This is a genomic window from Ruegeria sp. P8 (assembly GCF_056534665.1).
In genome coordinates this window covers 169,989-181,696 of record NZ_JBQERC010000004.1, presented here as the reverse complement: position 1 = coordinate 181,696, position 11,708 = coordinate 169,989, and the positions used below count along the sequence as shown (strand labels likewise).

General features: G+C 57.4%; 10 protein-coding genes. 2 read left to right on the top strand and 8 right to left on the bottom strand.

All coding sequences use genetic code 11. The features are described 5' to 3' along the window. Nucleotides 1-32: 32 nt before the first annotated feature. Entirely contained in the window at nucleotides 33-1,685 is a 1,653-nt protein-coding gene (locus tag ACR0BZ_RS08650) for a tetratricopeptide repeat-containing sulfotransferase family protein (protein WP_480920009.1), read from the bottom strand. A gap of 55 nt (nucleotides 1,686-1,740) precedes the next feature. Between ACR0BZ_RS08650 and ACR0BZ_RS08645 the strand changes: the two genes are divergently transcribed. Together ACR0BZ_RS08645 and mnmH are read left to right on the top strand one after the other, a co-directional pair. Beyond that, a complete protein-coding gene (locus tag ACR0BZ_RS08645; RefSeq protein ID WP_480920008.1) occupies nucleotides 1,741-2,406 on the top strand; it encodes an SOS response-associated peptidase in 666 nt (221 codons plus the stop codon). Nucleotides 2,407-2,443: 37 nt separating this feature from the next. Further along, on the top strand, nucleotides 2,444-3,496 hold the full coding sequence (gene mnmH / locus ACR0BZ_RS08640) for a tRNA 2-selenouridine(34) synthase MnmH (RefSeq protein ID WP_480920007.1): 1,053 nt from the start codon (nucleotides 2,444-2,446) through the stop codon (nucleotides 3,494-3,496). On the opposite strand, the gene selD is transcribed toward mnmH, so the two are convergent. Genes selD through ACR0BZ_RS08605 form a run of 7 tightly spaced genes read right to left on the bottom strand, consistent with a single transcriptional unit; the run spans nucleotide 3,487 to nucleotide 11,579 of the window. Further along, complete coding sequence (gene selD, locus ACR0BZ_RS08635) at nucleotides 3,487-5,646, bottom strand: selenide, water dikinase SelD (RefSeq protein WP_480920006.1); 2,160 nt, start codon at nucleotides 5,644-5,646, stop codon at nucleotides 3,487-3,489. The genes mnmH and selD overlap by 10 nt on opposite strands. A 5-nt stretch (nucleotides 5,647-5,651) precedes the next feature. Then, on the bottom strand, nucleotides 5,652-6,038 hold the full coding sequence (locus ACR0BZ_RS08630; protein WP_267365960.1) for a Na+/H+ antiporter subunit G: 387 nt from the start codon (nucleotides 6,036-6,038) through the stop codon (nucleotides 5,652-5,654). 7 nt (nucleotides 6,039-6,045) lie between these two features. After that, complete coding sequence (locus tag ACR0BZ_RS08625; protein WP_209503286.1) at nucleotides 6,046-6,315, bottom strand: K+/H+ antiporter subunit F; 270 nt, start codon at nucleotides 6,313-6,315, stop codon at nucleotides 6,046-6,048. After that, entirely contained in the window at nucleotides 6,312-6,809 is a 498-nt protein-coding gene (locus ACR0BZ_RS08620) for a Na+/H+ antiporter subunit E (protein ID WP_209504851.1), read from the bottom strand. Before ACR0BZ_RS08620 ends, ACR0BZ_RS08625 begins: the two co-directional genes overlap by 4 nt. Next, on the bottom strand, nucleotides 6,809-8,353 hold the full coding sequence (locus ACR0BZ_RS08615; RefSeq protein WP_480920005.1) for a monovalent cation/H+ antiporter subunit D: 1,545 nt from the start codon (nucleotides 8,351-8,353) through the stop codon (nucleotides 6,809-6,811). The genes ACR0BZ_RS08620 and ACR0BZ_RS08615 overlap by 1 nt, the downstream gene beginning before the upstream one ends. After that, nucleotides 8,350-8,709, bottom strand: a complete 360-nt coding sequence (locus ACR0BZ_RS08610; protein ID WP_209503290.1) for a Na+/H+ antiporter subunit C — start codon at nucleotides 8,707-8,709, stop codon at nucleotides 8,350-8,352. The genes ACR0BZ_RS08615 and ACR0BZ_RS08610 overlap by 4 nt, the downstream gene beginning before the upstream one ends. Next, nucleotides 8,709-11,579, bottom strand: a complete 2,871-nt coding sequence (locus tag ACR0BZ_RS08605; RefSeq protein WP_480920004.1) for a monovalent cation/H+ antiporter subunit A — start codon at nucleotides 11,577-11,579, stop codon at nucleotides 8,709-8,711. The genes ACR0BZ_RS08610 and ACR0BZ_RS08605 overlap by 1 nt, the downstream gene beginning before the upstream one ends. Between the last annotated feature and the right edge of the window lie 129 nt (nucleotides 11,580-11,708).

Here is an 11,708-nt window from a genome sequence, read left to right as displayed (position 1 = left end):
CTGTGATGCGGCTTTTTTTGTTTTGTAACCGTTCAGCTGAAATCGTACTCGGGCCAGAGCTCGGGGTCGATCCCGTCGAGCATCGGCTTGATATGCTCGACAACCCCGCGCCAACCTCCGATAGACTTGGTCGAGATCTTGCTGCGCACCTGATCAATGCTGGCCGTGCGCACCTGTTTCGTGTTCTTTTCAGGGTGCATCATCGTTTCGTTCCACTCCAAATCGCAGAACGCGGCTACCTGCTGGCTGTAAGTTTTCGGGTCTGCCACCAGTTCTTCGTAAGGCACCGTCAGAATACGATTGCCGAACACGGCATCCCAATGTGCCATGTAGCGACGATACATATTTGCCGAATGGGCGATGGCCTGCATATTCGAGGCATAGCGCATTCCACCGGCAGGAAAACACCTGATCCATTTGGACAATCCAACATCACGCGGATCGCGCAGCATATTAATAATCTTTGCCTTTGGGAAGGCAGACAGCAGGAAGCCGATACGTTGATAATTGTGCGGCATCTTGTCGACAAAGGCGACAGAGTCGCCCGGAATGGGCGGCATCAATTCGAGGAATTCCCGCGCGAGCTCGGACGCTTTGGCAGCGTCATACTTCTGGCCTTTTTTCTCATACTCACGCGACAGATCGGCCCCCAAAGTCAGTTCGCCGCAACCGGAAATTCCGGGGGCTGAACTCAACATCATTTCCATCAATGTCGTGCCCGAGCGGGGCTGACCCAGTACAAAGATTGGTGTTGGCCCCTCGGCAAAGCCGGACTCTGGTGCTTCGGCATCAACGGGAAACAAGCTGGTGATCCGGAACAGTTTTTCCTCTTCATCGGCCGAGACATAAGGGTTGCCTTGGTGCTGAATATCATTGGCCCGCGCGTAATGCGGCATGGCGGCATTCAACCCGTCTAGCGTCGAAATCAGATGTGCCTTTGCGAACTGAAGCTCCAAAATATTATCTCCTCTGTCGGAGATAGTTGTATTAACGGCTTCTAGTAGTTCCGAAGCGTCATCAGCTGATACCATTGTCGACAATTGCAGCAACGCCGACACGTGCCCAGGTTCATTTTGAAGTATGCGCTTCAGAATCGCCTTGGACCCGCGCTTGTCACCGCTTTGGTGCAGATTGACGGATTTATGAAAAGCAATCTTTGTGTTCTCGGGGGCCAACTCGTAGGCGCGCGCGATATCGCGCGAGTTTTCATCGTCAAATCCAACTTTGGCGTAGGCTCGTGCACGTTTTTCAAGAAGATCCACATTGTCGGGATCACTTTTCAGCTTTTTGCTCGCATGCTCAATGATCATGCGCCAGTTGGTGCCCTTGAGATGAATTTCATCCAGAACGCGGTTCAGTTCCTGATTGTTGGGGAATAGTTCCAGTTTTTGTTCGGTATATTCGAGGGCCTTGGGAATCTGCCGGGTCTGCATCAAAACATTCGCCAGGTTTTCGACAAACTGCGGGTCGTCCGGTTTCATCCGCGAGGCTTCAATAAAATGCGGAATTGATTTCTTGTATTGCTTCATCTCGGTCAAGACAAAGCCGGCGATGGCATGATAATCCGAGTCTTTTGGGAATTTCTTGACACCCAACTGGGCCTTTTTCAAAGCTTGCGGAAGCTTGCCCGCGTCCAGAAGGGCCAGTGCTTTGCTCTTAAGGGATTGCGTTGTCTGGTTTTCCATGTGACCCCGTGAAATCCTGTGCCTGTATCAAGAATGTATCGGTGGTTCATTACCTATGTGCGGACGGTTTGCAATAACTCTTCCCAACGACGCGATGGCGCAGCTGTTTTCGGCGCGCCCGGCAAATGCGCTACCTGTGGTGCCGAATTTCAATGTTTGTCCGACAAATCAGGTACATGTCGTGCGGAGTGGCGAAACAGGCCGTCATCTGAGTGCGCTGCGCTGGGGATTTCTGCCACATTGGTACAAGACCGAAACAGCGGGGCCGTTGCTGATCAACGCCCGGGCCGAGACCCTGGCGGACAAGCCCGCCTTTCGTGATGCCTGCCGGACGCGCCGCTGCCTGATCATAGCGACTGGGTTCTATGAATGGACAAAAACGAAACAGGGAACGCGCCTGCCTTGGTATATCCACCGTCAGGACAAAGCTCCGATTGCTTTTGCCGGGGTCTGGCAGGACTGGGGTCCTGAAGGCGAACGGCAGGGCACTTGTGCAATCGTGACGACGGCTGCCAACAAAAGGCTTGAGGTCATTCATCAGCGAATGCCCTTGATCGTAGAACCTAAAGACTGGCCACTATGGTTGGGTGAAGCCGGAAAAGGGGCCGCACGACTGATGCAGCCAGGGCACGAGGACGTGCTGACCTTCCACCGGGTCGGTCCTGCGGTGAACTCGAACCGGGCCAGCGGGCCTGATCTGATCGAACCTTATGACGCGTGACCTTTTCATTGGAAACGCGGCAAGCTAGACCTTCGGCATGGCTCTGAATTTTCCTGACCTGACCCAACTTTATGCGCACGCCTATGATACCGTGATTGACGTTCGCAGCCCTGCCGAGTTTGCCGAAGATCATCTGCCGGGTGCAATGAACCTGCCAGTGCTGAACAACGAGGAGCGCGCCCGGGTCGGAACCATTTATGTACAGGAAAGTCCTTTTCTGGCGCGCAAGCTGGGCGCTGCTTTGGTATTCCGCAATGCAGCCAATCACATCGAACACCACCTCAGCCATCATGACGGAGCGTGGCGCCCCTTGGTCTATTGCTGGCGCGGTGGACAGCGTTCCGGATCTTTCACATGGATGTTGCAACAAATTGGTTGGCGCGCCGAAGTGGTCGAAGGCGGCTATCGCACCTATCGTCGATTGGTGAACGCTTATTTGTACGATGATCCTTTGCCACATCGGCTGATCGCGTTGGATGGCTACACGGGCACCGCAAAGACCGATCTTTTGGCTGTGTTGCAGGCACGAGGCGTACAGGTTCTGGATCTTGAAGCGCTGGCCAACCATCGCGGGTCCTTGCTGGGCGAAAGGCCGGGGGGGCAGCCCAGTCAGAAGGGGTTTGAATCTGCCCTGTCTGCTGCGCTGTGTTCAATGGATCCGGTGCGTCCAGTCGTGGTCGAAGCGGAATCATCCAAAATTGGCAGCTTGATCCTGCCACCCAGCCTTTGGAACGCGTTGTGCAAGGCTCCGCGTGTGAACATCACGGCTTCGATTGAAGCACGTTCGGCCTATCTGGTGCGGGCTTATAACGACATCCTGTCTGACAGTGACCGTTTGCGTGACCGGTTGTCACCGCTGCGGTTCCATCGCGGGCATGAGGTCGTGGACGGATGGCTGCGATTGATTGATGCGGGTCAAAAACAGGCGCTGACACGGGCCTTGATGGAACAGCATTATGATCCCGCATACACCAAATCCCGGCAATCCCGCCCGGTGCAAGTGTTGGCCAGTCTTGATGTGGAAACTTTGGACAACACGGGGCTGAGCAACGCGGCCGCGCAAATTGAAGGCCTTCTGGATCAGCTTTGAAGGCGCAAACCCGGTGTGTCGGTCAGCTGGCCAATGATCATTGCCGTATATCCCGCGTCCAGAAGATCTTGCAGAAGGGTTTCGGCGTCCTTCGCATTCACGGCGGCCAGCAAACCCCCGGCTGTTTGCGGGTCAAAAAGCAGCGCCGCCTTGCCCCCGGACGGAAGATCGGGCGCAATCGCGTTGTTGTCGGCAAAAATCGTTGACCGGACCCCCTGATCCGTCAGCGCAAGCGCGCCGTCCATCACCTTTACCGCGTCCAGTTCAAGCGTAGCGCCGCAATGCGATACGTCGCAGATGCCTTGCAGATGCCCGGCCAGACCAAACCCGGTCACGTCGGTCATCGCATGGGCGTTGGCCAAAATGCGGGCTGCATCGCCCTGGGGCTGTGTCATGTGTTTGTAGGCTGCCGCGACCCAGGCCCCTTCGGCAAGACCAGTCATTTCCGCCGCCATCAGAACACCGCTTCCCAAGGGTTTGGTCAGGATCAGGCGATCCCCCGGCTGACCACCCGCCAATGTAATCGGGGTAGCCTTGCACAGGCCAGTCAGCGTGAAACCGACAGTCATCTCATCGCCCATTGAGCTGTGCCCGCCCACGATTTCCGCGCCCGCAGCCCGCATGACGTCACTCGCGACTGACATGATTTCGGACATTGTGCGGCTTTGCAGGGCCGCAGACATGCGCGGCAGGATGATTGTTGCCGTGGCCGCCTGAGGTGCGGCCCCCATGGCCCAGATATCCCCCAGAGCGTGAACGGCAGCGATCCGCGTCATAAGTGCGGGATCGTTGGTGAAAGCCCGCAGGTGGTCAGACGTCATGACTTGCTGCGCCCCGCCCGTTTGCAAAAGCGCGGCATCGTCGCCGGGTAGGGCGGTGATGTCGGTACGAGCAGGGGCGGGGAGGGATTTCAGGGCGAGTTGCAATGCGTCGCGCCCGACCTTTGCTCCACATCCGCCGCACATGGGCTTTTCACCCAAAACCTCATCAAGCCCGGTTGCCCGGACGCGTGGCAGGGCGGGCGGTGTCATTTGCGGCAGGTCGCGAAACTTGTTCATAAAGGTCTGGTCGATATGGTTCTTCCATGTCCACATCAACGGGCCGCTGAACGATGTTCCCAAACGCTCGGCCAGTGCTGACTTGCCACCCAGTGAGATCAGTTTGAGATAATCTTTTTGCGGTGTGTATTTTCGCATCTGTCCCGCGCCGAGCGCTGCGCGAAAATTATCGTACAAAACCGGCGCTTCGCGCACCGCATAGACACCAGCCTTCGGACTGGGGTTGTCCGTAAGATGGGCGCAATCCCCGGCGGCAAACACAGCCGGATCACTGGATTGCAGGTAGCCGTTCACGCGGATGTATCCGTCCTGAAGGTCAAGCCCTGTGTTTGCGATCCAGTCATAGGCGCGGGCTCCGGCGGCACCGGTCACGAAACCAGCCGGAATTGTGCGCCCGTCCTTTAGTTCCACGTGATCTTGCCCGATCCGGGTGATCACCGCGTTTTCAATCACCTCTACACCAAGGTCGTGCATTGCAATCCGGATTGTTGCCGCCGCCTTGGGTTTGGTTGCAGTCAGGGCCGAGGCACTATCGATCAGGGTAATCTGTGCTGCCCGCCCCCTGGCCTTCAACGCGTGCGCCATCGCCATGACCAGTTCGACACCCGCGACGCCGCCACCGATCACAGCGACCGAGGCCGGGCCTTGACCCTTTAGATACTCGGCCCATTTCGCAGCAAAAGGTCCCAGCGGCTTGGCTGGCACTGCATGTTCCGCAAAGCCCGGCAGGGCGGGCATGTCGGACGTGATCCCTACATTGACCGAAGCCACGTCGAAGCCTACCGGAGGATGCCCAGGGACGTGCACTTCGTGTGTTTCGGTATCGATGCCATTGACCGTGCCCAAGATCACCCGCGCGCCTGCGAAACGGGCCAGTCTGACAAGATCGATATCCAGCTCCCACCGGTCGTAATGTCCGGCGACATATCCGGGCAACATCCCGGAATAGGGGGCGGTGGGGCCGGGGTTGATCACGGTTACCCGGGCGCCGGGCAAAGGGCTCATTCCCCATTTGCGCAGCAGCAGGGCATGGGTGTGGCCGCCGCCAATTAAAACCAGATCACGGGTCAGGGGCAGCGGAGATGTGTGCATTTGAGTTAATTCGCGCTGTGGTCCGGAACATCCTCGACCTGCTCGACCGCGTGGGTGGCCCAAAGCTCATCCTCGCCAGCATCGGGCAGGTCACTGGGCAGTTCATGACGGTGAATGTGCCATTTTGCAATGAACAGGGCCGTGATCGGAGCCGTCAGGAATAAAAACAGCGTGATCAGAAGCTCGTGCAGCGACAGTTTGCCTTCCAGCAGAACGGAATGGGTGATCGAAGCCAGCAACACCCCACCCACGCCTAAAGTTGTCGCCTTGGTCGGCGCGTGAAGGCGGGACATAGGGTCATTCAGCTTGATCATGCCGAAGGACCCGACAAACCCAAAGATACCCGAGACTATCAGGAAAACGGCAATCAGCAGCTCTGCAATGAATGTCATATCGCCCTCATTCGATGATGTTGCCGCGCAGCATGAAGCGCGCATATGCCACGGTTGAGACGAAACCCAGCATCGCGATGATCATGGCCGCTTCAAAGAAAATCTCGGTCCCTTTCGACAGGCCATAAAGGATCATCAGGGCAATCGTGTTGATGACCATTGTATCCAGAGCCAGAACCCGGGTTCCAACGCCGTCTGCGGTGATGATCCGCCACAGACACATCATGATCGCCGCGCCAAAACAGGCAAATGCAAAGTAGATAGCGTATTCGATCATTCGAAAATCTCCTTCAGGCGACGTTCATAGCGCTGCTTGATTTCGTCGCGCACCTGATCCGGGTTTGGTGCATCCAGGCAATGGACCAGCAGATTGTGCCCCTGTGCCGACAGGTCGCAACTGACGGTGCCGGGTGTCATCGTGATGGTCCCGGCCAGCACGGTTATGGCCTCGGGTGTCCGAAGCTCCAGTGGAATGCACACCCAGTTGGGCCGCCGGTCTTCATTGCGTTTGAACAGGACGATGCGGGCCACGGTCACATTCGCGACGACAATATCCCACAGCACTACGATCATGTACTCGGCGACCATTGGCCAGTTGCGCAGCTTGGGCCTGTCGGGCCAGTAGGGTTGTGTGACAAAGGGAATGATGATCCCAAGGATCAGGCCAAAGACCAGAGAATTCAGCGACGGCTTGTTCGCCAGCAGGATCCAGACGATCGTCAACAAAATGGTCAGGTGAGGGTGCGGAAATATCCGGTGTAGCAGTTTCATCATTCGGTCCCTCCCAATACGGCAGAGATGTAGTTTTCAGGCGTGAACAGCTGCTCTGCGGTTTGGCTTGTATATTCCAGCGCTGGGCCCGCGAACAATGTCAGCAGGATCAGGCCGGCTACGGCGCCAAACACGGCAGTAAAGGCCAGACCGGGTTTTGGTTCAGGTGCGACCGGTGCGGGGGCAGCTTCATTTTCCGCTGGTTCAGCTATCGGAACAGCCTGAGTGTCGTAGCTTTTCCAGAAAATCAAAGTTCCGGCTCGGGCCAAGCCAATTATTGTGACGAATGAGCTGATCAGAATCACGGCCCAGACCGCCGTGGCATCCGAAGCATCGCGCGAGGCGTCCAGCACAAGCAGCTTGCCTATAAAGCCGGACAAGGGCGGCATTCCCGCCATCGCAATCGCCCCCACGAAGAACAGTGCAGACACCAGCCCGCTTTGCGGCATGGGTGGCGTTGGTGCGATGGCCCCGCCGCGCCGCGCCATCACCAGATCGGCAACCAGGAACAGCAGGGCTGTCGCCAGCGTCGAATGGAACACATAGTACAGCGCCGCGGCTGTCGCATCAGGCGTAAATTGCGAGATCGCGATCAACAGGGTGCCCATGGATGCAATCGCGCAGAACGCCACCATGCGGGCGATATGTTTTGACCCCAGAATGCCGATAGCCCCGACAGCCAAAGTGACAAGTGCAGCAGGTTGCAACCACTCACCCACCAGACCTTCTGTCGCTGCGACATCGGGGCCAAAGGCCAATGTGAACATCCGCAGAATCGAGTAAGCCCCGACCTTGGTCATGATTGCAAACAGGGCCGCGACGGGCATTGGCGCATTGGCATAGCTGGCAGGTAGCCAGAAATGCAGGGGCAGAACGGCGGCCTTGATGCAAAAGACCAGCAACAAAAGGACTGCGCCAACCCGCAACAATGCCGTATCCTCGGTCGGGATTTCGGCAACCCTTATGGCGATATCCGCCATGTTCAGTGTCCCGGTCACGCCATAGATCGTGCCCAACGCAAACAGGAACAAAGTCGATCCCAACAGGTTGTAAGCCACATATTGCACACCCGCCTTCAATCGCACCGCACCGCCACCATGGGTCATCAGGCCATAAGAGGCGATCAGCAGAACTTCGAAAAACACGAAAAGGTTAAAGGCATCTCCGGTCAGGAATGCGCCGCAGACACCCATAAGCTGAAAATGGAACAGGGCGTGGAAGTGTTTGCCCCGATCATCCCAGCCTGTTGCAATGGCATAAAGCACAATCGGCAAGGCAAGCAGAGCTGTCAGCAAAACCATCATAGCTGACATTCGATCCAGCACCATGACAATGCCAAACGGGGCGGGCCAGTTTCCAAGCTCGTAAACCTGAATATCTCCGCCCGAAGCCTGCGCTGTGATTGTCAGCGCAATCCCAAGCAAGGCCACAACACCGGCGACCGAAAAGATGCGCTGCAGATCCAGATGGTATCGCAGGACCATGATGCTAAACGGAGCCAGGATCGCGGGCAGGACGATCGGCGCAACGATCCAGTGGTTCATGCGTCTTCTCCTGCTGCGTCCACGCTGTCCTGCGCTGTCATGTCGATATGGTCATCCTTGGAGGACAGGTACGCGCTGAGCGAGATCATCACGATCACCGCGGTCATTCCAAAGGAAATCACAATTGCGGTCAGCACCAGCGCCTGTGGCAGAGGATCGGTGTAAGCGACGTCCTTGTATTTGTTCAGAACCGGGGGGGCGTTCAGCGCAAGACGCCCGGTCGCGAACAGGAACACGTTGACCGCGTAAGTGATCAGCGACAGGCCCAGAATGACCGGAAACGTCCGGCGGCGCAGGATCAGGAATATTCCGGCAGCGGTCAATATACCGACGGCAGAGGCTACGAGCGCTTCCATCAGGCCTGCTCCTTCTCTTGTTCTTGTTCCGGTGGAGAGTCCCGCAGGGGATTGATATCCATCGGGAATTCCTGTGCCATTCCGGGCTGCCACGCAAAGCGGGACAGGCTGTCGAGTGCCAGCATGACCGCACCCAGAACCGCAAGGAACACGCCCGTGTCAAACAGCATGGCGGTGGCCCATTCGAATTCCTCAAGCGGGGGCCAGTGGAGATAGCCAAAATCACTGGTCAGGAAGGGGCGTTCATTGAACCAGGCCCCCAGCCCCGTGGCAGCGGCGATCAGCACGCCCCAGCCAATGGTGCCGTGGTAATAAAACCGCTGCCGCTCAATCGCCCAAGTATAGCCGCTGGCCATGTATTGCATCAGATAGGCGATGGCGACGATCAGCCCAGCGATAAATCCGCCGCCGGGCTGGTTGTGCCCACGGAAGAAAATATAGGCTCCGACCATCAGCGCAATCGGCATCATCACGCGGGTCGCCACAACCATCATCAGCGGGTGTGAATCACCGGACTGGGGCCAGTGCGGTTTGCGATTCAGCAGGTAACTGCGGACATTGGTGCTTAGCACGGATTCCGTCAGCGCAAAGATAATCAGCGCGGCAATGCCCAGCACGATGATCTCTCCAAACGTATCAAAACCCCGGAAGTCGACCAGGATCACGTTGACCACATTGGTGCCGCCACCGCCCTTATAGGAATTGGCCAGATGGAACTCTGAAATCGTTGGAAATGCAAAATCGCGCATCATCATCGCGTAGACCAGCGCGCCGGTGCCAAGACCGGCAACGACGGAAATCGCGGCATCCCGCCATCGCCGCGCTGCGCTGCTGTCCCATGGCGTCTCGGTCGGCAGGAAGTTCAGCGACAGCAGCAACAAGATCATCGTTACCACCTCGACCGAGATTTGCGTCAGGGCAAGGTCCGGAGCGGAAAGATAGTTGAACGCGATGGAAACGATCAGGCCCACGACGCCGATCAACACCAGCGACAACAGGCGGTTCCGGTGGAACCACATGATACCAAGCGTTGCGCCCACCAGACAAATCCAGCCGATGATCGGAATGATCTGCGCTGGCAGCGGAACGCGGGTTTCCAAGCCGATGGTTCCTGTCGAATAGGCGTAATAACCAAGGCCCACGGTGAAGGCCACGAAGATGATCGCATAGCGGCTGAGAACACCGTTATGCATCTCATCGGTGATCCAGCGGCTTAGCCTGGTCAGCGCGTCGATGATCGCCTCAAAGATTACCTTGGCCTCGGGCCGGGGCAGGGCATTCCAGACCTGCTCGCCGCGTTTGTGCAGCGCCAGCAGGAACAGGCCACCCAATGTCGCAACAACCGACATGTAAAGTGCGGGCGTGAAGCCATGCCACAGTTTGAGCGAGTAATACGGCAGCTTCTCGCCGCCTATCACCGCGCTGGAAACCACGGCGATCAGGGGGCCAACGATCGCGGCGGAATTCAGACCGATCAGGACGACCAGTACAACCAGCAGTGCGGGCGCCAGCCACAGCCCGACAGGCGGGTCATGCGGATGGCTGGGATAGTCTTCTCGCTTGGGTCCAAGGAAAACATGGCTGACGAAGCGGAAAGAATAAGCGGCCGAGAACAGCGCTGCCAAAAGTGCCAGCCCCGGAACCAGATAATGTGAATGCAACCAAGTGGTGTGAACGGTCTCTTCCAGCATCATCTCTTTCGACAAAAAGCCGTTCAGCGGCGGCAGACCCGCCATGGACAGGGCCGCGATGGTGCCGATGGTGAAGGTGATCGGCATCAGGTGACGCAGACCCCCCAGCCGTTTCAGGTTCCGCGTGCCGGTTTCGTGATCCACGATCCCGGCGGTCATGAACAGGGCGGCCTTGAAGGTCGCATGGTTGATTATGTGGAAAATGGCGGCCACGGCGGCAATTTTAGTGCCAAAGCCCAATAGCATGGTGATCAGGCCCAGATGGGATACAGTCGAAAAGGCCAGCAACGCCTTTAGATCATCCTTGAACAGCGCGATGACCGCACCCAGCAGCATGGTGATCAGACCAGTCGTGGCCACGATGTAGAACCACGCATCTGTTCCTGCCAGAACAGGCCACATCCGCGCCATCAGGAACAGACCGGCTTTCACCATGGTGGCCGAGTGCAGATAGGCAGACACCGGCGTCGGCGCGGCCATTGCGTGGGGCAGCCAGAAGTGAAACGGGAACTGTGCCGACTTGGTGAAGGCGCCCAGCAGGATCAGGATCAACGCTGGCAGGTAGTAGGGGGACGCCTGGATCAGCTCCTTGTTCTGCAAAATGACACTCAGGTCATAGGATCCAACGATATTGCCGAGGATCAGCATCCCGGCGATCATCGCCAACCCGCCCGAGCCGGTGACGGCCAAAGCCATGCGCGCGCCCTGACGGCCATCGGGCAGGTGTTTCCAATAGCCGATCAGCAGGAATGAGCTGAGCGATGTAAGTTCCCAGAAAACAATCAAAAGTAGGATATTGTCGGACAGGACAATACCAACCATCGCCCCCTGAAACAGCAGCAGATAGGTATAGAACTGCCCCATCGGATCTTCGCGCGACAGGTAGAACCGTGCGTAGAGGATGATGAGCAATCCAATGCCAAGGATCAGCAAGGCGAAAAGAAATCCCAGCCCGTCCAGCATGAAATTCGCGTTCAGGCCCAACCTCGGTATCCAGTCAAACCGGGCAGTCACGACGTCTCCGCGCATGACCGAAGGGATGTGGATCAGCAGCCCCATCAGGGCCAGAAATGTGGTCAACCCGGCTGCGGATGCGGCGGCATTTCGGCCCGCGCGGATCAGCAGTGCGGGAAATACAGCACCAAGGAAGGGAAGGGCCGCAATAAGGAATAGGGACAAGTGCGATACTCCGGTCTGGGCGGTCAGGGTGAGGTCAATTTTGTAAGGATATTTTGCCGACTGTCCAGAGATGGCAACTTTTTTGCCGGGCTCCAACGGATCACCAAGGCATTGGCGGCGCTGCGCATT